The sequence below is a fragment of the Halobaculum sp. CBA1158 genome (assembly GCF_021431925.1).
GTDB lineage: Archaea > Halobacteriota > Halobacteria > Halobacteriales > Haloferacaceae > Halobaculum.
Genome location: NZ_CP090371.1, coordinates 1,387,395 through 1,412,427, shown reverse-complemented (window position 1 = coordinate 1,412,427; position 25,033 = coordinate 1,387,395). Strand labels below are relative to the sequence as shown.

The 25,033-nt window shown below is 73.5% G+C and carries 24 protein-coding genes; 7 read left to right on the top strand and 17 right to left on the bottom strand.

Annotation, left to right across the window (positions count from 1 at the left end):
• Positions 1–138: 138 nt before the first annotated feature.
• Together Hbl1158_RS07430 and Hbl1158_RS07425 are read right to left on the bottom strand one after the other, a co-directional pair.
• Positions 139–1,020: a VOC family protein gene (locus Hbl1158_RS07430; RefSeq protein ID WP_234299410.1), complete on the bottom strand. Its 882-nt coding sequence runs from the start codon at positions 1,018–1,020 to the stop codon at positions 139–141.
• 93 nt (positions 1,021–1,113) lie between these two features.
• Positions 1,114–2,289 carry an MFS transporter gene (locus tag Hbl1158_RS07425; RefSeq protein ID WP_255764201.1) on the bottom strand — a complete coding sequence of 392 codons (1,176 nt, stop codon included), beginning with the start codon at positions 2,287–2,289 and terminating at the stop codon, positions 1,114–1,116.
• Positions 2,290–2,396: 107 nt separating this feature from the next.
• On the opposite strand from Hbl1158_RS07425, the gene Hbl1158_RS07420 reads away from it, so the two are divergent.
• Entirely contained in the window at positions 2,397–2,567 is a 171-nt protein-coding gene (locus tag Hbl1158_RS07420) for an HVO_0758 family zinc finger protein (protein WP_234299409.1), read from the top strand.
• 206 nt (positions 2,568–2,773) lie between these two features.
• Here the strand turns inward: Hbl1158_RS07420 and Hbl1158_RS07415 are convergent, their stop codons facing one another.
• The 12 genes from Hbl1158_RS07415 to Hbl1158_RS07360 all read right to left on the bottom strand — a co-directional run bounded on the left by Hbl1158_RS07415 (position 2,774) and on the right by Hbl1158_RS07360 (position 16,575).
• On the bottom strand, positions 2,774–3,874 hold the full coding sequence (locus tag Hbl1158_RS07415) for an aldo/keto reductase (RefSeq protein WP_234299408.1): 1,101 nt from the start codon (positions 3,872–3,874) through the stop codon (positions 2,774–2,776).
• Between the two features lie 31 nt (positions 3,875–3,905).
• Positions 3,906–5,072: a DHHA1 domain-containing protein gene (locus Hbl1158_RS07410; RefSeq protein ID WP_234299407.1), complete on the bottom strand. Its 1,167-nt coding sequence runs from the start codon at positions 5,070–5,072 to the stop codon at positions 3,906–3,908.
• Between the two features lie 41 nt (positions 5,073–5,113).
• Entirely contained in the window at positions 5,114–6,004 is an 891-nt protein-coding gene (locus Hbl1158_RS07405) for an NAD(P)H-binding protein (RefSeq protein ID WP_234299406.1), read from the bottom strand.
• A 2-nt stretch (positions 6,005–6,006) separates the two neighbouring features.
• Positions 6,007–6,444: a DUF5791 family protein gene (locus Hbl1158_RS07400; RefSeq protein WP_234299405.1), complete on the bottom strand. Its 438-nt coding sequence runs from the start codon at positions 6,442–6,444 to the stop codon at positions 6,007–6,009.
• A gap of 80 nt (positions 6,445–6,524) precedes the next feature.
• Positions 6,525–9,755 (bottom strand): hypothetical protein, encoded by a 3,231-nt coding sequence (locus tag Hbl1158_RS07395; protein WP_234299404.1) that lies wholly within the window; start codon positions 9,753–9,755, stop codon positions 6,525–6,527.
• Positions 9,743–10,633, bottom strand: coding sequence for a hypothetical protein (locus Hbl1158_RS07390; protein WP_234299403.1), 891 nt, complete (start codon positions 10,631–10,633; stop codon positions 9,743–9,745). The genes Hbl1158_RS07395 and Hbl1158_RS07390 overlap by 13 nt, the downstream gene beginning before the upstream one ends.
• Positions 10,624–11,052, bottom strand: coding sequence for a hypothetical protein (locus Hbl1158_RS07385; RefSeq protein ID WP_234299402.1), 429 nt, complete (start codon positions 11,050–11,052; stop codon positions 10,624–10,626). The genes Hbl1158_RS07390 and Hbl1158_RS07385 overlap by 10 nt, the downstream gene beginning before the upstream one ends.
• Complete coding sequence (locus Hbl1158_RS07380) at positions 11,027–11,581, bottom strand: hypothetical protein (protein WP_234299401.1); 555 nt, start codon at positions 11,579–11,581, stop codon at positions 11,027–11,029. Before Hbl1158_RS07380 ends, Hbl1158_RS07385 begins: the two co-directional genes overlap by 26 nt.
• An 83-nt stretch (positions 11,582–11,664) precedes the next feature.
• The gene (locus Hbl1158_RS07375; protein ID WP_234299400.1) at positions 11,665–13,482 is read right to left on the bottom strand and encodes a type II secretion system protein; all 1,818 of its coding nucleotides are present in this window, start codon (positions 13,480–13,482) and stop codon (positions 11,665–11,667) included.
• Positions 13,479–15,482, bottom strand: a complete 2,004-nt coding sequence (locus tag Hbl1158_RS07370; RefSeq protein ID WP_234299399.1) for an ATPase, T2SS/T4P/T4SS family — start codon at positions 15,480–15,482, stop codon at positions 13,479–13,481. Before Hbl1158_RS07370 ends, Hbl1158_RS07375 begins: the two co-directional genes overlap by 4 nt.
• Positions 15,377–16,009 (bottom strand): hypothetical protein, encoded by a 633-nt coding sequence (locus tag Hbl1158_RS07365; RefSeq protein WP_234299398.1) that lies wholly within the window; start codon positions 16,007–16,009, stop codon positions 15,377–15,379. The genes Hbl1158_RS07370 and Hbl1158_RS07365 overlap by 106 nt, the downstream gene beginning before the upstream one ends.
• On the bottom strand, positions 16,006–16,575 hold the full coding sequence (locus Hbl1158_RS07360) for a hypothetical protein (protein ID WP_234299397.1): 570 nt from the start codon (positions 16,573–16,575) through the stop codon (positions 16,006–16,008). The genes Hbl1158_RS07365 and Hbl1158_RS07360 overlap by 4 nt, the downstream gene beginning before the upstream one ends.
• 131 nt (positions 16,576–16,706) lie before the next feature.
• Here Hbl1158_RS07360 and Hbl1158_RS07355 point away from each other — a divergent pair, with 131 nt between their 5' ends.
• On the top strand, positions 16,707–17,795 hold the full coding sequence (locus Hbl1158_RS07355) for a tubulin/FtsZ family protein (RefSeq protein ID WP_234299396.1): 1,089 nt from the start codon (positions 16,707–16,709) through the stop codon (positions 17,793–17,795).
• A 10-nt stretch (positions 17,796–17,805) separates the two neighbouring features.
• Here Hbl1158_RS07355 and Hbl1158_RS07350 read toward each other — a convergent pair whose 3' ends face one another.
• On the bottom strand, positions 17,806–18,330 hold the full coding sequence (locus tag Hbl1158_RS07350; RefSeq protein WP_234299395.1) for a hypothetical protein: 525 nt from the start codon (positions 18,328–18,330) through the stop codon (positions 17,806–17,808).
• A gap of 106 nt (positions 18,331–18,436) precedes the next feature.
• On the opposite strand from Hbl1158_RS07350, the gene Hbl1158_RS07345 reads away from it, so the two are divergent.
• Both Hbl1158_RS07345 and Hbl1158_RS07340 read left to right on the top strand, forming a co-directional pair.
• Positions 18,437–19,312, top strand: a complete 876-nt coding sequence (locus Hbl1158_RS07345) for a COX15/CtaA family protein (RefSeq protein WP_234299394.1) — start codon at positions 18,437–18,439, stop codon at positions 19,310–19,312.
• A gap of 190 nt (positions 19,313–19,502) precedes the next feature.
• Positions 19,503–19,952 (top strand): hypothetical protein, encoded by a 450-nt coding sequence (locus Hbl1158_RS07340; protein ID WP_234299393.1) that lies wholly within the window; start codon positions 19,503–19,505, stop codon positions 19,950–19,952.
• A 54-nt stretch (positions 19,953–20,006) separates the two neighbouring features.
• On the opposite strand, the gene Hbl1158_RS07335 is transcribed toward Hbl1158_RS07340, so the two are convergent.
• Positions 20,007–21,062, bottom strand: coding sequence for an alcohol dehydrogenase catalytic domain-containing protein (locus Hbl1158_RS07335; RefSeq protein WP_234299392.1), 1,056 nt, complete (start codon positions 21,060–21,062; stop codon positions 20,007–20,009).
• Positions 21,063–21,120: 58 nt separating this feature from the next.
• The gene (locus tag Hbl1158_RS07330) at positions 21,121–22,659 is read right to left on the bottom strand and encodes a replication factor C large subunit (protein WP_234299391.1); all 1,539 of its coding nucleotides are present in this window, start codon (positions 22,657–22,659) and stop codon (positions 21,121–21,123) included.
• Positions 22,660–22,870: 211 nt separating this feature from the next.
• On the opposite strand from Hbl1158_RS07330, the gene Hbl1158_RS07325 reads away from it, so the two are divergent.
• The 3 genes from Hbl1158_RS07325 to Hbl1158_RS07315 all read left to right on the top strand — a co-directional run bounded on the left by Hbl1158_RS07325 (position 22,871) and on the right by Hbl1158_RS07315 (position 25,015).
• Entirely contained in the window at positions 22,871–23,278 is a 408-nt protein-coding gene (locus Hbl1158_RS07325) for a type IV pilin (RefSeq protein WP_234299390.1), read from the top strand.
• 57 nt (positions 23,279–23,335) lie between these two features.
• Positions 23,336–24,193, top strand: a complete 858-nt coding sequence (locus Hbl1158_RS07320; protein ID WP_234299389.1) for a TatD family hydrolase — start codon at positions 23,336–23,338, stop codon at positions 24,191–24,193.
• A 240-nt stretch (positions 24,194–24,433) separates the two neighbouring features.
• Positions 24,434–25,015 (top strand): DUF2150 family protein, encoded by a 582-nt coding sequence (locus Hbl1158_RS07315; protein WP_234299388.1) that lies wholly within the window; start codon positions 24,434–24,436, stop codon positions 25,013–25,015.
• Positions 25,016–25,033 lie beyond the last annotated feature (18 nt).

The following is a 25,033-nucleotide window of genomic DNA, read 5'->3' as shown; positions in this document are numbered from 1 at the left end:
TTTTCTCCACGAATCTCTCGAAGTATAGCGATCGCTCGGAAACGCGACCGTCGCACGAACGAGCGGGTTCCGAGTGAGTAAACCGAATACCGCGATAGCGAATGGTGAGTTCGTCGCGACACGGTTTCGGAGGATGGGTTATTCCGCGACGATCCGCACGCCGATCCCGTCGGGGTCGCGGACGCGGAGCGCTGCGTCGCCGTCGTCTTCCCCGGTCTCGTCGGCGTCGTCGGCAACCTCGACGCCGGCGTCGGCGAGCGATTCGCGCACGCTATCGAGCGCGTTCGCGTCGGGCACGACGACCTCGAACGCCGACAGCCCCCGTCCGGAGGCGGGAGCGGACCGTCCGTTCCACGTGTTGAGCCCGACGTGATGATGGTAGCCGCCGGCGGCGACGAACAGCGCCTCGCGCTCCCAGCGCTGGCGCACGTCGAACCCGAGTCCGTCGACGTAGAACGACTCGGCGGCGTCGACGTCCGTCACTTCGAGGTGGACGTGCCCGACCGCGGTCCCGTCGGGTGCGGAGTCGCCCGCGGCGTCCGCGTCGCCCGCGCGGTCGGCCGAGAGGGCGTCCACGTCGAGCGGGAGCGTGTCCATCGCGACCTCGCCGTCGGACTCGGGCCACTCCGCGCGCGGTCGGTCGCGGTAGAGTTCGACGCCGTTGCCCTCGGGATCGCGCAGGTACAGCGCCTCGCTGACGCCGTGGTCGGACGCCCCCGTGAGATCGCCGCCGGCGTCGCGGACGCGGGCGAGCGCGTCGCCGAGGGCACCCCGATCGGAGAACAGGAACGCGGTGTGGAACAGTCCCGCCGCGTCGGCGGGACGGGGACCGGTTTCCCGGTCGCACTCGAGGACGAGGAGGTCGCGCTCGGCGGTCCCCAGCACGGCGCGGTCGCCGTCGCTGTGGCGGACCCGAAGGCCGACTGCGTCGCGGTAGAACCCCGTTACCGCGTCGAGATCAGAGACGGCCAAGGTCACGCGACCGAGTCGCGTGTCGTCGGGAAGCGGCGAGAGAGTCATCCGTCGGGAGGTACGCGGGAGCGCCGCAAATCGCTGGCGGTGCCGGCGGGGACGGTTCGGGACGGCGACGGTGTCGTCGTCAGCGACGACGACTCACTCCGGCAGCCAGGAGGCTCGCTGAGCCAGCATCAGTCCGACGAGGAGCACGACGAGTCCGCCGGCGGCGACGCCGAAGACGAGGTCGTACGCGAAGCCGGCCCCGCGGAGCGCGCCGACCACGGACGAGCCGGCCGCCTGCACGAGCATCATCGACGCCGAGTAGACGGCGTACGCCGACCCCCGGGTCGCGTCGGGGAGGGTGTCGAGGAGGTAGGTGTCCATCGCGGGAAACAGCGAGTGGATGACGTACCCCGTCACCGCCGACACGACGAGCAGCGGGACGAGCCCGGAGACCGAAACCAGCGCGAACAGGCACGCGATAAACGCCGCGAGCACGGCCAGCAGGTACGGCACGTGCGGGAGTCGGTCGGCGAGGCGGCCTGAGACGAGGAACGCCGGGACCCCGGCACCGAAGACGATCGTGAGCGCGTTTCGCGCGACCGACGGCGGCAGCCCCTTGTCGAGCATGTACAGCTCGTAGAAGTTGAACACGCCCTGCCAGACGAACCCCGCGATCCCGAGGATGAGGACGCCGGTGACGATGGTTCTCCATTCGATTCGGGCGGCCCAGAGGAGGTCGCGATCCTCGGCCCCGGCCTCCGGCAGGTCCGCACGGCGAGTCGCGAGCCACAACAGCCCCGTGATCGCCGCGGCCGCGACCGCGAGGGCGGCGAAGACGGCGCGCCAGCCCGCGACCGCCTCGATGGTGAGCCCGAGCGCGACCGTGGCGAACGGCGCGGCCGCGACCGCCGCCAGTTGGCTCGCCGTGCCGTGGATCCCCATCACTCGCCCCACGGTCTCGGGGAACAGCTCCGAGACGAGCGTGTTGCCCGCGATGAAGTAGACGCCCGATGCGAGTCCCATCCCCACCGCCGCGACCATCAGCACCTCGATGCCGGGCGCGAGGGTCGCGAACGTCGACGCCAGCGTCAACACGACGCCGGCCGCGAGGACGACGTAGTGACGGGGGACGCGGGTGAGCAGCCACCCGACCGGAAGGCGAGGGGCGGCGCTACCGACCCACACGAGTGTGACCAGCAGGCCCGCGGTCGCCTCGCCGATCCCGAAGGCGTCGATGAACTCCGACAGCAGGGGGGCGAACACGACGCGGGCCATATTGACGAGGAACACCGCCCCGCACAGCGTTCCGAACAACCGTCCCCGTGACACACGCGAACGTGAACGCGGTTCGGAGTCAAGCCTTCCGACTCGGCGGCGGCGTGTGCAGGGCTCGCACGCGTCGCCGTGTTTTTTGCCTCCCCCACACAAGGTCGACCGTGAAATCGACACGGAAGGGGCTTCGGGAGGGAGAGTTAGAGAAGGACAACTACGGGCGACTCACCTGCGCCGAGTGCGGCCAGTCGCTCGCCAAGCAGAACCCCCCAGACGAGGTGTACTCGATCCGGAACTGTCCGGACTGCGACCGCGAGTGGAAGGAGCTTCGCTGACATCGCCCCAGAGGGCCGACACGCTCGATCCCGCCCCTCCGCTCTCTCCGTCCCCTCCGTCCCCTCCGGCGTCTCCGTCTCCGTTCTCGCTGTCTCGTCTCGGGATTCGCTCCGTGCAGTTCCGCCGACGTCGGTCGGCCGGTTCGCCTCCGCCCCTGACGACTTCGTCCGAACTCACCGAGCGACGAGGACGGTCCCGTCGGCGACTACTCGAAGACGGCGTCGAACGCCGAGGCACCGAGGGGATCGAAGGTGCCGGCCGCGACGGCCTCCCGGACGTGTGCCCGCCGGCGACAACCGACCAGCGCGGTCGTCACCGCGGGGGCCGAGCGGGCGAAGTTGAGCGCGCGCTGGGCGGGCGTATCGCCGGCGAGACGTGTGGCCACACCCTCCGGGATCGCGTCCGGCTCCGCGAGGTCCCCGCCAGCCAGCGCCGCGGCGGCGACGACCGACAGCCCCTCGCGGTGACAGAACTCCAACGCGCTCACGGGGCCGTCGGCCCCGTCGGCGTCGTGTGCGGCGACGGTGAACGCGCCGGCCATGCGGACGTTGAACGGGAGCTGAATCGCCCGCAGACCGTGGTCCTCGACCCCGACGGCGTCGGCTGCGGCCTCCGCGCGGGCGAGCAGCTCCGCGAGATCGAGGTGCGACTCGTGGTCGGGCGGGACGCGGAACGCGTCCCACGTCGCGACGCCGTACATCCCGATGTCGCCGGCCGCGCGGCGGCGCTCCAGCGTCTCGAAGGCGGTCTCCACCTGGTCGTAGACGGCGGCGCGGTCGCGGACCGCCAGTTGCGCCTCGGGCTCGTGGACGTAGTAGCAGTCGATCGCGTCGACGCCGACGGCCTCGAGCGAGCGGTCGAGCGTCGCGTCGACGAGCGCCGGCGTGAGCGCGTGGCCGCCCCGGGCGAGGTCGTCCGCGTCGACGAGCCCCGTGTCCACGTAGCGCTCGCGGACGTACCGCCCGGGGTCGTCGGGGCGGGAGCCGTCGAACGGGAGGTGCCCGACCTTGCTCGCGATCACGACCGACTCGCGGGGCACGCCGCTCCCCGCCAGGGCCTCGCCGACGACGCGCTCGGCGCGTCCGCACCGGTAGTTGCTCGCGGTGTCGACGACGTTGATACTGGCGTCGAGTCCCGTCGCCAGCGCCCGGCGGTAGCGGTCGTCGGTGGCGTCGTCCGGGTCGCCGAGGGCCGTGCCGAGGCCGATGCTGGAGACGACGCCGGGCCCGAACCGGCGGAAGTACGTCCGGCCGACGGCGTCGCCGAAGCGGTCGCGGTAGCCCCAGGTGCCGCGCGCTGTTGCCATTGCCGGGGGGTGTGCTCGGAGGCGAAAAGGCCTACCGCTCGCCCTCCATCGCGTCGAAGAGGCGGTCGAGCAACTCCTCGCGACCGACCACGGGTATCTCTTCGCTGCCGTCGGCCGTCGCCTGGGGACCGATCTGTCCGCCGCCCATCCGCGCGTGGCCGCCGGCCGAGGCGGTCGGCACGTCGGCGACGGCCGCCTCGATCGCTCGACCCATGTGGACGCGGTCGTCGCGCGACCGCCCCGAGAGGTGGACCGTGCCGTTCTTCTCCCCGAGGACGACGACGGCGGTGACGCCCTCCAGTCCGACGAGTTCGTCGGCCGCCTGCGGGATGGCGTCGACGTTGGACACCCGTCCCACGTCGCTGATGGCGAAGGAGCCACGCACCTCCCGACCGGCGATGGCGCGCGCCTTCACGTCGAGCGCCTCGGTGCTGACCGCGGGGTCGGCGACGCGCTCGAGTTTGTCCTCGTCGACGCCGGGGTGGAGGTACGCGCCCGCCGAGAAATCGGCCGCCGACGCGCCGCGCGTCAGTCTGTTCGTGTCCGAGATGACGCCGTACAGCAGGCCCGTGGCCGCACGCGTCGACAGCGTCGCACCCGTCACCTCCGACTCGTGGGCGTCCGGCGGAACGGGCCGCGCACCGGTGTCGGCGAAGTACTCCGCGAGGATGCTGGCGCACGCGCCGTAGTCGGTTCGAACGTCGGTGAACGCCTCGCCGCTCCCCTCGCCGGGGTGGTGGTCGACGACCGCGAACGGGAGGATACCATCCGCGCCCGCGAACCCCCGGGGCTCGTTGTGGTCGACGAGGACGACCGCCTCGGCGGACAGGTCCGAGACGTGGTCGATCGACTCGAGGTCCACGTCGAGGACCGTACGAAACGCGCGGTTCTCCTGTCTGCGCACCTGTCCGGAGTACTGGAGGGTGGCGTCGGTGTCGACGCTGCGTGCCAACTCGGCGACCGCGAGGCCGGCGGCCATCGCGTCGGCGTCGGGGTTGGGGTGCAGGAGGACGCTCACGGACTCACGGCCGGCCAGCAGCGCGCGGAAGCGCTCGCCGGGCGTCCGCCGGAGCCGACGGTACAGCGCCAGCGCCGCCACGAGCGCGAGCGCGCCACCGGCGACGGCGACGACCGCCCGCGGGTTCGCCGACACCGCCGACCAGCCCTCCTGGAAGGCGCGCGCTCCCACCTGTACCATAGCGGCGCTATTCGGTCCCGACATATGAAGCTACCAGTCGCTTAACCCTCGCCGTAGGTCCGGATAGCCTCTCGATACCCCTCGCGGTACGTGGGATAGCGGAACTCGTATCCGAGGTCGCGGAGTTTCCGATTCGAGCACCGCTTGCTCGTGCGCAGGCGACGCTCGGCGGCCGCCGAGAGGTCGCCGGCAGCGACGCGCTCCTCGGTCGTTTGCTTCTCCGGCCGCGCGACGCCGCACTCGGCCGCGAGCCAGTCGGCGAACGCCCACTTGTCGACCGGTTCGTCGTCGACGACGAGCACAGCCTCCCCGCGAGCGACATCGCGCTCCAGCAGGAACGCCACCGCGCCGGCGGCGTCGTCGCGGTGGACCATGTTCAGGTACCCCTCCGTGACGGGGCCCTCGACGTACCGCTCCAGTCGGTATCGGTCCGGCCCGTACAGCCCCGCGAAGCGCGCGACCGTGCCGTCGATGCCGTGGTCGGCTGCCGTCTCGCGCGCGACGCGCTCGGCCTCGGCGAGGACCCGCGTCTTCTCGGTCGTCGGATCCAGCGGCGTCTCCTCGTCGACCCAGTCGCCGTCGTGGTCGCCGTGAACGCCGGTGCTCGACGTGTAGACGAGTCGAGACGGAGGGTCGTCTCGCCGGCCGTACTCGCGGATCACGTTGTCGAGGCCGTCGACGTACACGCGCCGGGCCGCCTCCGCCCCGCGACCGCCGGAACTGGCGGCGAACACGACCGCGTCGGTGTCCGGGAGCGCCGTCAGCGTCTCCGGGTCGGTCGCGTCGGCGGCGACGGCGTCGGCCCCGCTGTCGGCGACCGCGCGCAGTCCGGACTCCGAGCGGCGGACTCCGACCACCCCGTGGCCGGCCTCCCGGAGTTGGCGGGCGAGTTCGAGGCCGACGTAGCCACAGCCGATGATCGTGACGTGCATCGTTACTCGGGCGTGCGCTCGATCACGAGCGCCTGGATATCGGCGAGTTCGCCGAGCGTGAGCCTGGTCCGCCCTTCAAGCGCCTGCTGTACCTCCTGGCCGGTGAGGTCGGCGTCGATCTCAGCGGCGATCGTGTCCACGTCGAGGATCGCCGTCACCATTCCCATCATCAGATGGTCGCGCACCTCGTGGGCGATGTCGTGGGCGGGCACGCCCTCGACCCGCTCCAGCACGGCCGCGGCGTCGGCGAGGCGTACGTCGGCGACCGCCTCCGGGTCGCCGCCGGCCATCGTCTCGACGGTCGCCTCGTCGACGCCGACGGTCTCGGCGACGGTCGCGGGGTCGTCGTCCGCGAGCGCGTCGGCCAACTCGGCCGCGTACGCATCCAACAGGTCCGCCGGCGTCGCCCCGGTCGGGTCGGCGAGGGCGTCGTAGAGCATACACTCACTCCCCGCCCCGCCGGCAAAACCGTTGTCACTCCGCCCCCGGACCCGGCGGTGGCCCGCTCGCGGCTCGGTCGTCATCGACAGGCTCCCTCCGGTCGGTCGGACGCGTCGTCACCGGTGTCGGATACGTCGTCCCCGCGAGCCGAGGCACGGATCTCGGACGGCGGGCAGGGCCACCCGGGCGAGGACTCGGTCGCCTCGCCGGTCACGTCGCCGACCCCCGAGCGCCCGGCCGGGACGACGACGACCACGGCAGTTCTGGTGTGAAACGACACGCGTTCGGCGTGGCCCAGTCGCTCCGGGTCGCCGTCGCCGTCCACGTCCAACTCGGCGAGGGCTCCGTCGCGGACGTATCGGATCCGGCTGTCCCCCCCGTCGGGCCCGCCGACGGGTGCGGTGACGGCGAACCGCGGGTACGTCCCCGCGACAGCCACGTCCCAGACGTTCACCGTCGCGTACCAGTAGGCCGGCACGGGCGCGACGGGCAGCCCCGCGGTCACGCCGCCGAAGGCGTGGTCGGCGTAGCGCTGGCGGACCCGCTCGGTGGCGTTTTCCGCCGCTCCCTTCGCGGCCCGGCGAAGCGCATCGCGTCGCTTCTCTCTCGTCGCATCGACCACGCCCGCCTGCATTCCCTGCGGAACAGAGACGGTCGCGTCCGCGGCCGTCGCCGCGAGTTCCACTCGGAGCCGGACGGCGAGCCGATCGCGGGTCGTCACCGCGGAACCGCTCTCGTCGGTACCCGCGGCGATTTCGTCGGCGGCCGCGGCGGCGATCGCGGTCGCGTACGAGCCGTTCGTCACCGCGAGCGCCCTGGGTCCCGGAGCGGGCCACCGCTCGCGTGCCGCCGACACCGCGGCCTCCCGCTCGCCCGCCGACAGCGCCGTCGTCTCCTCGAGCACGTCGAGCGCGCGGTCGTCGACGGCGGCGAGTTCGTCGTCGACGCGGTCGCGGAGTTCGGCTCGATCGGCGGCGGCGTCGGAGTCGTCCCCGGCCCCGTGCTCGGCGGAGCCGTCGCCGGTCGTCGTCGTGTCGGCTGCCGTCGCCGCGGTCGTCTCGGCGGCCACGAGCACGCGCCCGGCGGTCGACAGCGACGCCCGACGACGCTCCGGAAGCGCGGTGTCTGTGACCGCGTCGGCGACATCGCCCGTCGGGAGAGTGAAGAGGTTCGTGTTACGCGCGACCAACGGATGTACCGTCTCGCCGGTCGGGACCGACGCGATCCGGTCGCTCTCTACCGCGGTGACGGGGAGGTATCCGGGGTCCGCGTCGGGCGTGAGCACCACCTCGCCCGCCCGCCACGATCCGGCCGGTGACGGCTCCGGAGCGGTGGCGTCTGCGGCGACGGTGGCGAGGTCGCCGAGGCGGTCTCCGACGCCGTCGGTCGCTCCGGCCACGGCGTCGCGGTAGTCGCCGGCGCGGTCGTCGGTCCCGCCCGCGCGCCGGTCCAACTCCGCGAGGACGGCGTCAATGTAAGCAGCCCTCGCGGCCACCCGGGCACGGTCGGCGGCCCCGTCGTAGGTCTCCGGCGCGTCGACGAGAGAGGCGCGGCGTTCTCGGATCTCCGCCGCGAGGCTCGCGGGCGCGTTCGCGTCGCCGCTCGCGACGGCCGCGCGCGTCATCGCGACCGAGACGTTCCGGACGCGCTCTCGCAGGCCGACGAGGTCCCGATACACCCAGTCTCCGATGTCCGCCGGACGGCTCCCGACGACGGCGACGCTATCGGTCGAGTGGCCGTCGTCGGGAACGACCTCGCGTGCGATCCGATCGGCCTCGCCGGGCGAGAGGAGTTCCTCGCGAGCCGTCGCCGACGCGTCGGCGAGGTTCGGTCCGTCGAGCGCGCCGCCCCGGACGAACACGGGATCGGTCGGTCGATCCGGACCGACAGTCGGCGCGTACGCCAGCGAAACGGCGATCCGAACGCGGTATTCGCTGGTCCGGGTCGCGGTCGTGCGCCTGACGGTTCGGTTGCGGAGCCAGTAGCGCGTCACCCGGTCGCGGACCTCGACGGTCCTGCGCTCGTCGGCGACCGATCGCGGCTCCGACGCGGGAACCGACGACCGGTCGACGACCGACACCGATCGCGTCGTCGTCGCGGTAACGAAGGTCCAGTTGGGTCCCGGAGCCGTGCGGGCGGGGAGCGTACCGCGCGTCTCCCGTTCGACCGACACCTCCCTGATGGCTCTCGCGCGGTAGGCGTCTCGGAGGATCGGGTCGAGGCCGCCGTCGGCGTCGATCACGCGGAGGAACGCCGCGTCCGCGGTCGCGTTCACGCCGACGCGGATCGCGTCGTCGGGGGCGGCGGAGTTCCCGGACGCCGGCGGGCGCAGTACCGACGCCGAATCGTGATCTGGATCGGAGCCGGGTGAGTCAGTCACGGAGTCAGCGGCGGTATCGAGGACGCGATCGGTCCACGCCGGGCCGCGATCCATGGCCGGCGTGAGCAGGTCCGTCGCGCCGACGCGGGCGGTGGCGCGGACCATCGCGGCCCGGCCCTCGGGGTCGCTCCGACCGAATGCGGCCTCCTGGGCCCGCAGCGCAGCGGCGTTAGTCGACAGCTCCAGGTGGCGGTTGGCGAGTACGTTCGAGACGGGCGCGCCGAGGTACTGTGCCGTGCCGCGGGCCTGTGCGACCGTCCAGAGCCGCCAGGTGAGCGCCCGGCCGAGTCCCGCCCCCTCGAACGGCGAACGGTTCAATCGAGCCTCGTAGCGCTCGGTTCGGTCGTGCATCGCGAGCGTCGGCACGGCGACCGCGACGGTGTAATTCACTCGGCGCTGTGTAACCGCGTCGCCGTTCCGGCGGGCCGTGAGCGTCACGTTCCGGACGGTGACCCGCATCGCCGTCCCGTCTGCGATCGGCTCGACCTCGACGCGGTCGATCGCCGCCGGCACGTCGCTCGCGGACTCGATCGCCGGCATCGACGCCGTGGCCGTCACGCCGCCGGCGTCCGTGGCGGTGCGCGACAGCGCGTCCGTCGTCGCGACGGCGATCCGGAGCCTGAGCGCGTCCCGGAACGGCGCGTTCGGGTCGAGTTCACGGCCGACAGCGCCGTCGGCGGGATCCGTGACCGGGTGGAGCGCCGCCTCGCGCGCTGCTGCGGTCGCGGCCGTCCGAACGGCCGGGCGGGCGGTCGACTCCGCACGGTCGAGAGCGTCATCGGCGGCGGTGTCGACGACGACCGGGCCGCGAAGCGCGAGCGTGTTCGCGTACGCGACGCTTCCGAGCAGGAGGACGACGCCGACGAGCGCGAACGGCACCCGTCCCCGGTCGTCGCCGGCGAGCGTGATCGACCGGGTCACGCCGACCACGCTCGAACGACGATGACGACGGTGCCGACGGGATCGTCGGTGCGGGTCGCAGCCCCGGCCGCGGCGCTGCCGCCGGTGTCGTCGGCGTCGCGAGCGCGAGTCGCGAGCGCGGCCGCGAGCCGTCGGTTGGCCGCCCGCGGCGACCCGCGTTCGACCGCCTCGAGCGCGTCGGTGCCGAGGGCGGAATCGGCCCGGCGATAGCGCTCGCGAACCGCGGCCGCTCCGGGGTCGTCGCCGCGGGCGGTCGCCGCGATCCGGTCGGGCGGGAACAGCGTCGCGACCGCGACGGCAGCGCGTTCCCGGTGACGGTCCGGGGTCGACGCCGAGGCGTCGGCCGTCGAGACGTTCGGCCGCGACGCGGTCGCTCCGGGCACCGGAACCGCGATCCGTGCGGCGCTCACCGACGCGTCGGACGGTGGATCGCCGCCGACGCGGACGTCGCCCGCGAGGCCCGCGCCCGCGACCGGCCGCCAGCGAACCCGGACGGCGATGTTCGATCCGACCGCGTCGTTGACGGCGGCGCGGACGCCGCGTCGATAGTCCGCGGTCGCCGGCGACAGCGTCGTGCCGTCGAGCGTCGCCGAGCGAACGGCGACGCGTGCGAGGTGTTCCGCCAGCGTGCCGTGTGCGACCCGAGCGGCTGCCGGACTGGGGTCCGTGGTCGATCCCGAGCCGAGATCGTACTCGATCGCCGCAGTCGTCGTCGCGAGCACGGCGACCGCGTCGTCGGCGGAACCGGTTTCGCCGGCGAGGTCGCTTCCGTCGCCGAGCGCGTCGGTCCGGGTCGCCTGCCCGTCGGCTCCGACGAGCGTGACGGCAGCCGCGCTGACGAGCAGCAGCGCCAGGCACACGTCGAGCACGGAGCCGGTCATCGCCACACCCGAACGCGCAGCCGGCCGGGGCGAACACGTCCGGGCCCGAGCGCGACGCCGAGGCGACGAGTCGCGGAGGTGACGGGCTCGGCGGCCCCGTCCCGCTCCAGCGTCGCAGGCGGCGATCCCGCGCTCCAGTTCCGCCCGCCCGCCGAGAGGGAGACCGTGACACCGGCGTCGTCGCTCTCCACGCCCGCGGCGGCGGCGAGAGCCCCCGGCAGACGATCGGGGTCGGCGACGCCGCCGACGGTGACCGCGTCGGCCGCGCGCTCGAGCGCGGGATCGGCCGCCGGCGACCCGGACGCGCCGACCCCCCCGAGGACCGTCGCGTACGCGGCGATCCCCAAGGAGATCGCGAGCACCGACGCGAGCGCGGCGGTCGGCTCCGCCAGCGCGCGCTCACGCGAGCAGGACGAGCGTGACATCCGTCTCCCCCCACGAGACGTGCCGGACGTGGACGGTCCGGCCGACGCTGCGGTTCGGCGTCGCGTCCGCGGTCGACTCCGCGTCGCGTCCGCTCGGCTCGGCCGCTCGTCCGACCTCGACGGGTCCCGCCTCGCGCGCGGCGTCGACCGCGGCCGCGAGCTCGCTCGGGGAGTCGAACGCGGACCCGGGCGGTTCGCCGAGGGCGACCGCCGCCAGCGAGTCGTCGGGCGGCGGCGACGCGCCGCCGGACAGGGGCACGACCGAGTCGGCTCGGAACCTCGCGTGCGCGGCTCCGCCGTCCGATCGGAGGGAGATCCCCGCGGTCGTCACGAGTGCGGCGTCGGCGGCGAGTCGGTGTCGGGCCGACGACGGCGATTCGGCGCTGGCGACGGCGTCGACCGTCCTCGCGACCGCGGCGGCGTCGGGCGGCGGAGCACTCGGCAGACCCGCGGCGATCCCGAGCGTCACCGTCGCGGCGGCCGCGAGGCCGATCCAGGCGTACCACGCGTCGACCGGAGCGTCGAACATGGTCCCCCTGGTTCCGTTTCCGTATTTGAACCCTCGCCACCGCCCAGAGACCACGACCGCACAGACTCCACGTCCGCCCGCGGTCACAGCAGGGCCGCCACAGCGACGTGGCCGGCCAGGAACGCGGCCGTCGCCGACAGCAGCGCGATCCCCGCGCGGTAGCCGACGACGGTCGCGTCGAGTCCCCGCTCGAGCCCGGTCGCGAGCGCGGTCAGCGTCGCCGCGAGCACGAGGACGTACGCGCCGACGGCCGGACCGACGACCGACGGCGGCAGAACGGCCGTCGAGGCCGCGCCGGCGGCCGTCGCGTCCGCACCGGTCGCCGCTCCCTCGGACGCGTCGCCGAGAGCGGTGCCGACGCCGCCGCGCAACGATCCCCCGCCGAGTCGGTCGAGCCGTCCCGCGAGCGCGACGGTCGCGCCGCCGACGAGTGGGCCGAACAGCGCCGCCGTATCGCGAAGCGTCCCCGTCACGGTCGCGAGTTCGCGCCGCGCGGCGCGCTCGGCGGCCGCGAGCGCGTCGAGTCTGTCGGCGTGGGCGACGAGCGCCGCCCCCGCCGGTCGGCCGACGTCTGTGGCCGTCGCGAGCGCCGCGACCGCGGCGCGGGTCCGCGGCCCGCCCCGATCGGGTTCGAGCGGGCCGCCGTCCCCCGCGAGCGCCTCCGGAACCGTGAGCCCGAGCCCCGAGCGCCGCCGGGCGGCGGTCGCGAGCGCGTCGGCCACCGGGCCGGAGAGCGTCCCCGCGACCGCCGGGAGCGCGCGCTCGACGGACTCGCCGTCGGCGACCCGTCGGCCCAGCAGGGCGAGCGCGTCGGCGAGCCCGCGTTCGCGCTCGTCGATCGACTCGCGAACGCCGCGAGCGGGGGCGAGCAGGACGACGAGTCCGCTCCCGACGCCGACCCCGATCGCCGCGATGATCCCGGCCCAACCGGCCACGAGCGCGGTCACGATGGCGTAACCTGTCGCGCCGGCGGCTGTGCACGCGACGACAGCGTGCGGCCGCCTGTCCGGCACGTCCGGGTGAGAGCGGTCGACGCGCGCCGAGGGTACTGCCACCGGGCGATCGAGCAGGAGCCGACCGCCGGCGACGACGATCGCGGCCGGGAGGAGCAGGTCGTAGACGACGACAAGCGCGAGCGGCGACACGGGAACGCCGGCGGCGACGGCGGCCGGGAGCGTCCCGACGAGCGCGAGCGGAAGGAGGACGCCGAACGCGTACAGCCCGGTGACCGGCCCGCGGAGGTCGCCGGCGAACGACGCCGCCCGGTCGCGCAGGTCGGTCTCCACGGCGTCGACCGCGCGGTCGAGCAGTCGCTCGCGCTCGACCCCGGCGGCCGCGTCGCCGGCGGCGACGAGCAACGCCGTCGCCCGCTCCAGCGCGGGAGCCTCCTCGCGCCACTCGGCCGCGAACGACGGGAGGCCGGCTGCTGTACCGCCCGTCACAGCGGCCCGACGCGCGTGCCGACGCAGGCTCCGTCGGAGCGCCCCGTCGCCGGCGGCCGTCGCGACGCGAACGGCGCGCTCGGGCACCGGCGTCAGCCGCATCGACAGCGCGAGCGACCCGACGAGCGTGGTCACCTCGGCGACTGCGCGCGTCCGGGCGAACGCGGCCAGAAGCACCGGGAGCCGTCGGCCGCCGGCGGCGACCGTGCAGGCGACGAGGAGGCCGCCGGTCGCGGCCGCCGCGAGCCCGACCGTAACGGCGAGGACCGCCGCCGCGACCCCGCCGGCGACACAGCCGACCGTCGCGCTCGCCCGGGCCACCGCCTCGCCGTCGCACTCGCGGCCGAGTCGGGAGCACGCCCGGTCGACCGCCGGGTCGGGGTCGACCGGGAACGGCCAGCGGGCGGCCGCCCACGCGACGACCGACGAGAGCGCGTCGCCTGCGGCTCTCCTCGTCACCGTCGAACCCCGTCGTAGCCGTCGTACCCGTCGTACCCGTTGTACCCGTCGGCGACGGCCGCGGCGTCGGTTCGCCCGGCGGCCGCGAGGTCGCTGATGACCTCAGTCCGTTCCCGGACCGCGGCTCGGACGTCGGCGTAGTCCCCGTCGGGGCCCCCGAGGTCGGCGGCGAGGGCGCTCTCGCCGCGGTCGAGCAACCCCGTCATCGTCGCGTCCCCGGTCTCGCGGTCGGCCAGCGCGGCGAATCCGTCGGGACCGCCGTCGCGGACCTCCTCGACGGCGGCGAGTCGGCGGTCCGGCCCGAGCGTGACGACGAGGTCCGTCGCGGCGAACGAGGAGGGTGGAACGCCGAGGTCCGAGACGACGCGCTCGCGGACCGACGCGCCGCCGGTACCGTGGATCGTGCCGAGCACGGCGTCGGCCGCCGCCCCCACGCGCATCGCCTCGTACAGCGCCCGCGCCTCCTCGCCGCGCACCTCGCCGACGACGATGGCACCCTCGCCGAGGCGGAGGGCGGTCCTGACGGCCTCGGTCGGCGACAGCGGCGCGTCCGCGTCGGTTCCGACGCGGAGGCCCTGCACGTCGCGCCCGGCCTCCCGGAGCGCCTCGAGCGGGAGTTCGGGCGTGTCCTCGACGACGACCGACCGCGTCGCCGGCGGGAGCTCGTAACACATCGCTCCGAGCAGGGTGGTCTTGCCAGCGCCGCGGGGACCCGCCACGAGGACGGCCGCGCCGCGCTCGACGGCGACCGACAGCAGACCGGCGACCGCCGGAGGGACCGACCCGACCGCGACGAGCCGCGGAAGCGTCCACGGCTCGTCGTCGCGCCGGCGGAACGCGAACCCCGGCCCGTCGCTGGCCGGGTCCGTCACGGCCGCGACCCGAACGTCGCCGAGGGCGGCGTCGGTCGTCGGCGATGCCCGCGAGAACGCCCGTCCGCTCTCGGCGCGGACGCGCGAGGAGAGCGCCGCGAGCTCCCCGGCGGAGAGTTCGACGTTCGCCGTCATCGCCTCGCCGTCGACGACGACCCGCAAGGGAGAGTCAGCCGCCGGCGGGGACAGCGAGGCATCGGTCACGCGAGGATCCGCGAACACGTCGTCGAGGACGCCAAGCCCGCGCGTGTGACGGTCGAGCACGTCGGCGAGCGTCTCGATCGGGACCGGATCGTTCCCGGGTCCCGCGTGCGCGTCTTCCTCGGTCTCGGCCCGACCGGTCTCCGCTCGGCTCGCGGCGACGGCGCGTCGAACGGCCCGTCCGGCGGCGCGATCGCCCGACTCCACCGTCCCGTTCGCGAGACGGTCGCGGGCGGCCTCGAGCGTCGCGAGCGCGGACACGTCGAGCCCGTCGGTGACCGGCCGGAGGTGGTAGTGCGGCAGGGGGCCGTCGCGGTCGTACACGGCGACTGTGCCGCCGGTCGAGAGATCCGTGGTGTTCCGAAGCGTCGCGTCCGGCGGCGGGCGCGGGACCGTTCGGCCGAGCGCGATCACGGGCGCGACACCCGGACGGAGGATATCGGTCAGGTCGGGTCCCGAGACGCCCGCGGGGTCGTCGCCGACCCCCTCGACGCACGCGGCGAGCCCCGTCTCGGCGACCAGGCGCGCGACCGGGCCGGCGCGCCCGAGCGCCGTGCGGGCGACGGCGACGGGATCGGTCCGGACGCGCTCGGCGAGGTCCGGGTCTCGGACGGCGACCGCGTCGGCGAACCGACCGGCCGCGAGCAACAGCGCGGCCGAGCGGCCGGCGTACACCCGGTCGCGGCCGTCGCTCCTGACGCGGACCGTGTCGGCGTCGGCGTCGACGAGCGCGTCGATCACGGTCGCGCGACAGGCCTCGTCGCGGGCGATGTCGCTGCCGTCGCAGGCGTCTGCGTCGACCAACAAGGCGGTCGCGTCGGTCACGCCGGAACGCGAATCGGCGGCGGTCCGCGTCCGACAGCGACAGGCGGCGTCGCCGGCGCGGTCCCCCGCGTCGCGGCCGGGGAGGCGGTCGAGGAATCGCATGGCGTCGGTGGTCCCGTTCCGGTACTTGAACCTCCGCCCGCGGCCGGGGGGTCGAGCGTGCGGATCCGGACGTCCGGCGTCGGCTGGCGAGCCGAACGCGCCGGCGAGGGGCCCTCGACCGGGACGAGCGCGAGTCGGTGGCGTCCCGGTTCCCGGAGGACGACCCCGCCGGGCGGGAGCGCGAACCGGCCGGCAAGGAGTCGCCGGACCGTTCGGTCGCCCTCGACGACGGCCACGAGCGCAGCGGAGCCGTCGGCTCCGACCGGACAGATCGACAGGGAGTCGACACCGGCCCGCGCGAGCGTTCGCGACGGGAGCCGAACCGCGAGCACTCGGCGGGCCGTCGGCGGGCCGTCGGCGACGACCGGCGGTTCGCTCGCGACGAGGCCGGCGGCGGCGCTGTCGATCCGGTCCGGAATCCGTTCCAGCGCGGCGGCGGTCCGGTCGGCGCGGGCCGACTCGACAGCCGGGACCGACGCCGCCAGCAACGCGACGGCGACGGCGACCGCGAGGACCGCGCGGATCACAGCGCGTCGCGCAGACGGTCGGCCAGCGATCCGCCGGTCGCTCCCGACTCAGCTTCGTCGTCGCTCGGCGATACCGAGGAGGCTGACTGATCGGATGGTCCGGGATCGAGGGATCCGGGATCGGTGGGTCCGGATCCGTCCGCCGTCGTCGCCCAGGGGTGTGATTCGGGGTCGTCGCGCGCGTCCTCGAGAGCCGCGTCGGAGACCGCGCCGCCGACGGCATCGCTTGCGGTCGGGTCGTTGACTGCAGCGTCCTCGCGGAGGCGTTCGGTGGCCGCGAGCGCGCGGTCGGCCCGACGCTCGACGCGCTCGTTGACGGCGCGGATCGCGCCGACGTATCCCCGGATCGCCTCGACCGCCGCCTCGAGGTCGGCGACCGTGTCCTCGGCCGCGTCCAGTCGCCCCTCGACTTCGTCGAGTCTGGCCGTCGCTTCCGTCGCCCTCGAAAGGTCGGTCAGGTCGCCGGCGTCGCCGCAGACCGCGCGCTCGATCGCGTCGACGCGGGCGTGGATATCCGCCGCGTTCGCGTCGTTATCGTCCGAGCGTTCGGAGTCGCGTGGAGCCATACGCCGGTTGGATCCGACATCGTATGTGAACGTATGGATCGGTCCGGGTCGGTCCGGATCACTCCGGATCACTCCGGCGGGATCTCCATCGTGGGAAGATTCAAGCCGCGTCGTGAGCGAGAGATACCAGTATGAAGACGGTCCTCATCGGCGTCGGTCAGGCCGGCGGCAAGGTCACCTCCGCCCTCGTCGAGTTCGACCGCGAGATGGGCTTCGACGCGGTCCGGGGCGCGCTCGCGGTCAACAGCGCCCAGGCCGACCTCCAGCCGCTGGAGATCGACACTGTCCTCGTGGGCCAAGATCGGGTGAAGGGACACGGCGTCGGCGGCGACAACGAACTCGGTGCGGAGGTGATGCAGTCGGACGCCGGCGAGGTGATGTCGGCGCTCGACGGGCGGATCACGGCCGAGGCGGAGGCGATCGTCGTCGTGGCGGGGCTGGGCGGCGGCACCGGCTCCGGCGGCGCGCCCGTGCTCGCGAAGGAACTCGGGCGCGTGTACGACATCCCCGTGTACGCGATCGGGATCCTCCCGGGGCGCGACGAGGGGGCGATGTACCAGGTGAACGCCGGGCGCTCGCTGAAGACGCTCGCCCGCGAGGCCGATTCGACGATCCTCATCGACAACGACGCGTGGCACTCCTCGGGCGAGAGCCTGGAGCAGGGGTTCGACAGCATCAACCAGTCCATCGCCCGCAGGGTCGGCCTGCTGTTCGCCTCCGGCGAGGCCGTCGAGGGCGTCGGCGAGTCGGTCGTCGACACCAGCGAGGTGATCAACACGCTCCGCTCGGGCGGGATCGCCGCGCTCGGCTACGCCAGCGCCGAGGCGGACGACGACCCCGACACGAACGTCAACGTCGTCACGAGCGTCACGCGAAACGCCCTCCTCACGGGAACGAGTCTGCCGAGCGCGACGAAGGCCGATTCCGCCCTGCTCGTCATCGCGGGCAAGCCCGACCGCATCTCACGGAAGGGCGTCGAGCGGGCGCGCAAGTGGGTCGAGGAGGAGACCGGGTCGATGCAGGTCCGCGGCGGCGACTTCCCGCTGGACTCCGAGCGCCTCGCCGCGCTGATCGTGTTGGGCGGCGTCGAGCGCTCCGACCGCCTGGAGGAGTTCATGCGGCGGGCGAAGGAGGCGCGCGAGGAGGCGAACCGGCGCGACGAGGAGAGCGAAGAGGCGGACAAACTGTTCCAGAACGACGACCTCGACGGGCTGATGTGAGACGGCTCGGTCAGCGGCGGGCGCGTTCCGTGTCGCTGTCGGCGTCGCCGGCGCGTTCCGTGTCGCTGTCGTCGTCGCCGGCGCGGTCGTCGTCGCCGGCGCGGACCGACGGGGTGCCGACCGATCGACCGTCGTCGGTACGGGAGCGGTCCGAATCGAGGACGGTCTCCATCCGCTCGTCGAACTCACGGCGGTCGATCTCGCCGGTCGCGTACCGTCGTTGGAGCGCCGTCACCGGGTCCGTCTCGGCTCCGTCGGCGGCGTCCGCGGGGCGACCGCCAGGGCGGCCCGCGTCCGGGGCCAGCAACGCCGCAGCCGCGAACGCCGGCGCGAGGAGCGCCACCGCGGCGAACACCGCGACGAGCAGGTCGTAGATCGGTCCGCTCTTGACGCCCGAGACGACGGCGACGGTCGCATACAGCGCCAGCACCGCCGCGAGCGACGCCGTCGCGGCGACCAGTCGTCGCCGGCGGCGGTCGTCCGGAGTGACCCGTGCGAGGAAGGTAGATCCGATCGCGTTCGATGGAGGGCTCACGTCTTCCGACGCGTCGCACCCGAACTTAACGGTGACCCCATCGAACCCGGCTCGGCGGGAGCGCTCGACCGCGCGTTCTAAGTGCGAGCGCCACCCAACTCCGCCGATGACACGCGGACCCGAGTGGCTCACCTTCCGTCGGTACGTGGCGGTCACGACGGGGATGGCGCTGACGCTCATCTCGCTCGGTATCTACACGGCCGCGACCGGCGCTGGACTGGCCTGCGCCCAGCAGTGGCCGCTGTGCGACGGTGGCGTCCTGCCGCAGTCGATCCCCTCGTTCATCGAGTGGTTCCACAGGCTGTGGGCGATGATCACGGGGTTCATGATCCTCGGCGCGGCCGCGTGGTCGTGGTTCGGCCGCGACCGGATCGCGTCGCGGACGCGGTACGCGCTCACCCTCGCGACCGTGCTCACCCCGTTGCAGGCCGCCTTCGGCGCGATCACCGTGACGCTGAACGGAGCGCTGCCGGGCGGGTACTCCGCGCCGGTACACGCCGCGCACTTCCTGACCGGCTTCTCGATCTTCGCGCTGTTGACGTACGGCACGCTGCTCGCGTATCGCGGTCGCTTCTCGCGAGGGACGCTCTCGCGGATCCGGGTGGCGGTCGGCGTCGGGCTGGCGGGACTGGTGGTCGCGTGGGCGCTGTCGCGGCTGTCGCCGGTGATCGCCTACTCGCCGGCGGTGCAGGCCCTGTTCTACGCGGCGTCGCTGGCGACCTTCGGGGCGCTGCTGGCGTCGGCGATGTGGCTGAACGAACGGGGGGAGATTGCGGCTCCCGCCGCCGTCGCCGCGGCCGCGACGCTGCTGTTCGTGGGGATGGTGTTCGGGCGCGATATCGTGCTCTACACCGCGGCCGTCCGGTTCGTGAACTGGCTCGTGTTCGCGCTGGCGACGGCGCTGACGGCGGGGGCGGCGTGGTCGCTGCGTGGGGCCGAACCCGAGGTCGAGCGGCCCGTCTACGGCTCCACCGACGACTGACGGCCGGCGCGGCGTTCACGATCGCCGACTGAGATGGGCGGCGACGGCGAGATCGTCGAGGGGACGCCGCCGCGGGAGTTCTTCGACGAGCCGAGGACCGAACGCGGTCGACGGTTCCTCTCGAAGCTGCTGGAAGGCCGGAGCCGCCGGAGACTCACCCTTTTTATCGACGCCCGACCACGGGCCGAGCGTGCCACGCAGACGGGGGATCCTCGCGGCGACCGGGCTCGTCCTCACAGGCGGGCTCGCCGGCTGTACCCGGCCGCTCCGGAGCAACGACGTGCCCGGTGGCGTGCTCATCCGCAACGAGCGCCCGGAGGCGGTCCGCGTCCGCCTCCGAGCGGCGTCGGTCGCCACGCCCGGCCCAGACGAACCGGCCGACCGAACGCCGGCGGGCGGCTTCGAGTCGGGAACCGTCGTCCAGCAGGGAACGTACCCCGTCGCCGGCGACGACACCGGGACGATCCGCGAGTTCTTCCCTGGCCCGGGAGCCTACGTCCTCGAGGCGACGGTCGACGGGGCCAGCGCGCGCGACGCGATCCGGCTGTACCCCGCGCTCGGCGGCGGCGGCGGTGCCGACACGGTGATCGTCACGGTCAGCGAGGGGGGCGTCGCCGTCGCGGCGACCGAGCGCGACTGAGATCGTTCAGGTCCGTTTCCCCTCTCCCCCCGCAGTCCGACCCGCCGACGGCACTCAGAACGTGAGGACCTCGACACCGTCGGTGTCGTACGTCGTCATCGCTGCCAGTCGGTCCGGCACGGCCTCCAGTCCGACCTCCCGACCGACGAGCGCGCTTGGGTCCAGATCCCCGGCCTCCAGCAGTCCGAGCAGTTCGTCGTAGCGCGTCGGCGGCATCCCGCGCGAGCCGAGGAAGTCCACCTCCCAGCGCGTCATCGCGTCCGTGGGGAGGCTCACCTCGCCCTCCTCGGCGTCGGTCGTCAGCCCGACCTGGACGTGCGTGCCGCGTTCGCGGAGGCAGGCGACGGAGTTCCGGCACGTCTCCGCCCGCCCGAGCGCGTCCAGCGAGACGTGCGCGCCCCGCCCCGTGATCGCCTCGACCTCGCTCGGCACGTCGACCGCGTCGCCGCGGAGCGTCTCGTCGGCTCCCGCCGCGGCCGCGCGCTCGAGCGCGTCGGCGTCCACGTCGACGGCGATCACGCGGGCTCCGATCGCGTCGGCGACCTGGACCGCGGAGAGCCCGACGCCGCCGCAGCCGTGGACGGCGACCCACTCGCCGGCGTCGACGCGGGCGCGGTGTGTCAGCGCGTGGAAGGCGGTCATGAACCGACAGCCGAGCGCGGCCACGTCGCGGGCGGCGACGCCCTCCGGGAGGCGCATCGCGTTGTAGTCGGCGTGCGGGAGGTGGACCCGCTCGGCGAACGCGCCGGGCGCGGCGCGCTCGAAGCCGAGCGCGCGGCCGTCGAGGCAGGTGTTCCCGTGGCCGTTCACGCACTCGGGGCACGCGCCGCACCCGAGGTTGAACGGGACGGCGACGCGGTCGCCCTCGTCGACGGACTCCACCCGTTCGCCGACCTCGATCACGGTGCCGGCGGGCTCGTGCCCGAGCACGTAGTCGAGAGGGACCCGATCGTCGGCCCACTCGCCGTGGCCCATCCAGGCGTGCCAGTCCGACCGGCAGATCCCGCACGCCTCCACGTCGACGACGACGCCGTGGGGCTCGCAGTCCGGTTCGGGCACGTCGGTCACGTCGAGTGGCTCCCCGTACTCGCGGAGGACGGCCGCTTGCATGGCTCGGGGATCGGGTCGGGGGGTGAAAAATCGGGACGGTGGCGGTCGACGCTCCCGGTCACATGAAGTCCGACAGCCCGGACTGCCCGTCGTCCTCCTCGGCCGCCTCGGGGTCGGCGTCGCGAGCGTCGTCGTCCGCGTGCTCGTCTCCGTCGCTGTCCCCGTCTCCTGCGGCGTCCGCGAGGCTCGTCTGTCCGTCGTCGCCGGCGGCGTCCCCCCTGTCGGCGTCCCCGCCGTCGCCGTTCGCGTCCTCGTCGGCCGCTCGCTCCGCCGCCGTGCTCGGGGCGACGCCGGCGAACGCGCCGCCGGAGTGTGCTTCCATCCGCTCGGCGCGCAGTTCCTCGGCGTCCTCGACGATGGACTCCACCTTGTTCGTCGTCTCCCCGGAGCCGGTGACGAGGGAGACGTGCTTCTCCTCGAACTCGTAGGCGGCGGCCATCTCGACCGTCAGCTCCCGGGGCTTGCAGTGATGGGTCATCGCCTGGAGGTACGGGAGCACGGCGCGGCGGGCGGTGTCCATCGAGAAGCCGCCGCGCTCGGCGATGGCGCGGACGACGTAGTCGCTCGTGTCCGAGGTGGAGTGGTAGAACTGCGGGCGGCCCCAGCGGGTCCAGCCGCCCTTGGTGCCGTCGCGGGCGGCGGCGACGCCCGCCGAGAGGTTGTCGCCGGCGTACCGCCAGTACGAGTAGTCCTGCGTCGCCCACACGCGGCCGAGCCACTTATCGGCGTCGGCGAGGCGGTCGTACGCGCGGGTCGCCTCCTCCGCGTCGTACACCTTCAGCATGTTGTCCTCGATCCACTTCGTGAGGTCGTCGGGCGTCTCGTCCACGTCGTAGCTGGCCTGCAGGGCTTCTCGAGCGGATTCGCCTTCCTTGAGCACCAGATCGAGGAACGGGAAGATGTCCATGGATCGGTCGCGGTCGCCGGTGATCACGTCCTCCAGCGCGAGTCGGTCCCTGCCGTCGGCGACCGCCTGGAGGTCGTTGACCGCCCCGCGGAGGTCCCCGCTGTTGCGCTCGGCGATGCGGTCGAGCGCGTCGGCGTCGAACTCGATGTCCTCCTTGCGGCAGATGTCCCGGAGCACCGGAACGATGGAGCGCTTGCCCACGTCGCGGAACTCGATGTCCTGGGTCGCGTTCCGCAGGCCGCGGCTCATGTCGTAGTACTCGTTGGCGATGAGCACCACCGGCTGGCCGGAGTCTTTCACCAGTTTCGTCACCGCGCTCTTGCCGCCGCGGTCGTAGTTGCCGTGGATGTTGTCCGCCTCGTCGAGGATGACGAGTTGGCGGCCGCCGGTGTCGTCGCCGCCCGAGGAACCGCCGAGCGTCGCGTTGTTGGCCGCGCGACCGGCGTACCGCTCGATCACGTCCCCGGTGCGCTTGTCGGAGGCGTTCAACTCGACGGTCTGCCACCCCCTGTCGGCCGCCAGCGCGTGCGCCGCCGAGGTCTTGCCGATCCCCGGCGAGCCGTGCAGGACGACGGCCTCGCGGTGATCCTCCCACCCGTCGGCCCACTCCCGCAGCGCGGACACCGCCTTGTCGTTGCCCCGGAGCTCCGAGAGCGACGACGGGCGATAGCGCTCCGTCCAGTCGGTCATTACCCGCGGTAGGCGGGAACCGCGTTTAGTGGTTGTGGACGGCCGACGATCGGCACAGCCGTACGGTTATCAGATGCGATTTTTCCGGCAGTAGCATTAACAACCCCCTCCGAGGAGTCGCCGACAGTCGGGACACGTCGCTGGGGGACCCGATCCGACGATGGCACTCACGGGATCACCAGCGGACCGACCGAGGAGTTCGGACAGAGCAGTGACGCCGGCGATCGCGACGGTGACGATGGTCGCGATCACGGTGGTGCTGGCGGCGGTAGTCGGCGCGGCGATGCTCGGGTTCGCGGGCGGTCTGCGGACCGGCGGGCCGCAGGTGTCGGTGGACTTCACCTACCGCACGGCCGGCGTCGGGTACGAGGTCGTCGCGACCGTCACCGGCGGGCGGACGATCACCGGGGAGCGGACCGGGAACGTCTCGCTCGTCGCCGACGGCGGACCCGAACACGTGGTGCCGGAGTCCGAGTACCCGATCGGCGCGGGCGACTCGATCGTGCTCGGCGAGGACACCGGCGGGACCGTCTCGTCTGGAACCGCCGTTCGGCTGGTGTGGTCGAGTCCCGACGGGGAGCGGACGCGGATCCTCGCGCGCGGTCGAACGCCGTACTGACCGACCGGGCCGATCGACCCCGGAGGCTTTTCGCGGGTCGGCGTCCAACCGGGTCGCATGAGCGAGGACCTCGGCACGCCCGTCCTGGACGACCACCTCCACCTCGACCCGGAGCACGGCCGCGGGATGGACGCGGTCGACGACTTCGCGCGCCTGGGCGGGACGCACCTGATCGTCGTCAACAAGCCCTCCTGGCTCCTGGGACCGATTCCGAGCGAGCGCGAGGACTTCCGGCGGGCGTTCGAGGCGACCCTGGACGCCGTCGCGGCCGCGAGCGAGCGACTCCGCGGCACGGCGTGGGCCGTCCTCGGCGTCCACCCCGGTCTTGTCTCGCGGCTCGTCGACGACGAGGGGTACGACCCCGAGGAGGCGCGGTCGCTGATGTGCGACGGGATCGACGTGGCCGCCGAGTACGTCGCCGAGGGGCGCGCGCTGGGACTCAAGTCGGGGCGGCCGCACTACGAGGTGAGCGACGCCGTCTGGAACGCTTCGAACGCCGTGATGCGCCGGGCGTTCGAGCACGGAGCCGAGCTGGACTGTCCGGTGCAACTCCACACCGAGGCCAGCGAGGACCTCTCCGAGATCGCGACGTGGGCGGCGGAGGCGGGGATGGACCCGAAGCGGGTCGTGAAACACTACGCGGCCGGACGACTCGCCGGACCGACGCCGAGCGTGATGAGCGAGAAAGACCGGCTCCGTCGGGCCGCCGAGTCCGGAGCGCCGTTCCTGATGGAGACGGACTTCGTCGACGACCCGGAGAAGCCGGGGATGGTGATGGGTCCGAAAACCGTCCCGCGGCGGGTCCGGTGGCTACTGGAGGAGGGATACGACGAGGCCGTGCGGACCGCCCACGTCGAGACGCCGCGGGCGGTGTACGAGATCGACACCGAGGCGACGCTGGCCGACGCGGAGTGAACTGAGTCGGCTGAGACCGAGGTACCGTGACCACGCAACGACGTGATCGTGCGGCGGCGCGACGGCAGCGCGACGGCGGCGCGACGCCGTCGCTGACGCCGGCGCTGACGCCGCTACCGCCACCGTCGCCGACGACGCGACCGGCCGAATTCGGCCGCAGGAATCGCCGTGCGTGGGCGTCTCTCGCTCCGCGTTCGGGGATAAGAAAGGCATATCAATGCAGGCCGAAACCGTGTGGGTATGAGCGATTCCGAGGAGACGTTCTACACCGCTGACCGGTGGCAGAACTGGCTCGACCGCGTCGCGGGGGAGGACCTCGACCCGGAGGACGAGGACTCCGCGCGGTTGCTGCTCAACCTTCAGGACGACACGGCGATCGCGGTCGCGAAGGTGGTCGCCGCCTACGACGACGACCGACTGAGCGAGGACGAGGCGGTCGGGGAGATCGCGGACATCCGCGACATCGTGCTCGACGAGGTCGACATCGCCGACGAGGAGAAGGCGATGCTGATCGACGGCGTCCAGACCAGCCTCGTGTGCGTGTTCTACAGCGCCGAGGAGTACGTCGTCGGCGGCCCCGCCGACGAGGCCACCGTCGCCGAGTACGTCGAGGCCGCCGCGGCCGCCGAGGCCGAGGAGGACGTCGACGCCGCCCTGGGCTACCTCGTGCAGGCCGGCACCCGGATCATCGACGGCGACGAACTGCCCATGGAGACCGTCGAGGATCTGGAGTACGGTCTCGTCTCCGAGTGGGCCAACGGGCTCGACTCGCTGCAGTCGGCCATGTCCGACCCCGAGGTCGTCGAGGAGGACGACGGCTGAGCGCCGGTCCAGAACGTC

Bases quoted from the DNA above. Each gene is read 5' to 3' on its own strand.
- Hbl1158_RS07430 (WP_234299410.1), bottom strand. From the start codon at position 1,020: ATGACTCTCTCGCCGCTTCCCGACGACACGCGACTCGGTCGCGTGACC.
- Hbl1158_RS07415 (WP_234299408.1), bottom strand. From the start codon at position 3,874: ATGGCAACAGCGCGCGGCACCTGGGGCTACCGCGACCGCTTCGGCGAC.
- Hbl1158_RS07410 (WP_234299407.1), bottom strand. From the start codon at position 5,072: ATGGTACAGGTGGGAGCGCGCGCCTTCCAGGAGGGCTGGTCGGCGGTG.
- Hbl1158_RS07405 (WP_234299406.1), bottom strand. From the start codon at position 6,004: ATGCACGTCACGATCATCGGCTGTGGCTACGTCGGCCTCGAACTCGCC.
- Hbl1158_RS07400 (WP_234299405.1), bottom strand. From the start codon at position 6,444: ATGCTCTACGACGCCCTCGCCGACCCGACCGGGGCGACGCCGGCGGAC.
- Hbl1158_RS07385 (WP_234299402.1), bottom strand. From the start codon at position 11,052: ATGTCACGCTCGTCCTGCTCGCGTGAGCGCGCGCTGGCGGAGCCGACC.
- Hbl1158_RS07380 (WP_234299401.1), bottom strand. From the start codon at position 11,581: ATGTTCGACGCTCCGGTCGACGCGTGGTACGCCTGGATCGGCCTCGCG.
- Hbl1158_RS07370 (WP_234299399.1), bottom strand. From the start codon at position 15,482: ATGCGATTCCTCGACCGCCTCCCCGGCCGCGACGCGGGGGACCGCGCC.
- Hbl1158_RS07360 (WP_234299397.1), bottom strand. From the start codon at position 16,575: ATGGCTCCACGCGACTCCGAACGCTCGGACGATAACGACGCGAACGCG.
- Hbl1158_RS07355 (WP_234299396.1), top strand. From the start codon at position 16,707: ATGAAGACGGTCCTCATCGGCGTCGGTCAGGCCGGCGGCAAGGTCACC.
- Hbl1158_RS07345 (WP_234299394.1), top strand. From the start codon at position 18,437: ATGACACGCGGACCCGAGTGGCTCACCTTCCGTCGGTACGTGGCGGTC.
- Hbl1158_RS07335 (WP_234299392.1), bottom strand. From the start codon at position 21,062: ATGCAAGCGGCCGTCCTCCGCGAGTACGGGGAGCCACTCGACGTGACC.
- Hbl1158_RS07330 (WP_234299391.1), bottom strand. From the start codon at position 22,659: ATGACCGACTGGACGGAGCGCTATCGCCCGTCGTCGCTCTCGGAGCTC.
- Hbl1158_RS07320 (WP_234299389.1), top strand. From the start codon at position 23,336: ATGAGCGAGGACCTCGGCACGCCCGTCCTGGACGACCACCTCCACCTC.
- Hbl1158_RS07315 (WP_234299388.1), top strand. From the start codon at position 24,434: ATGAGCGATTCCGAGGAGACGTTCTACACCGCTGACCGGTGGCAGAAC.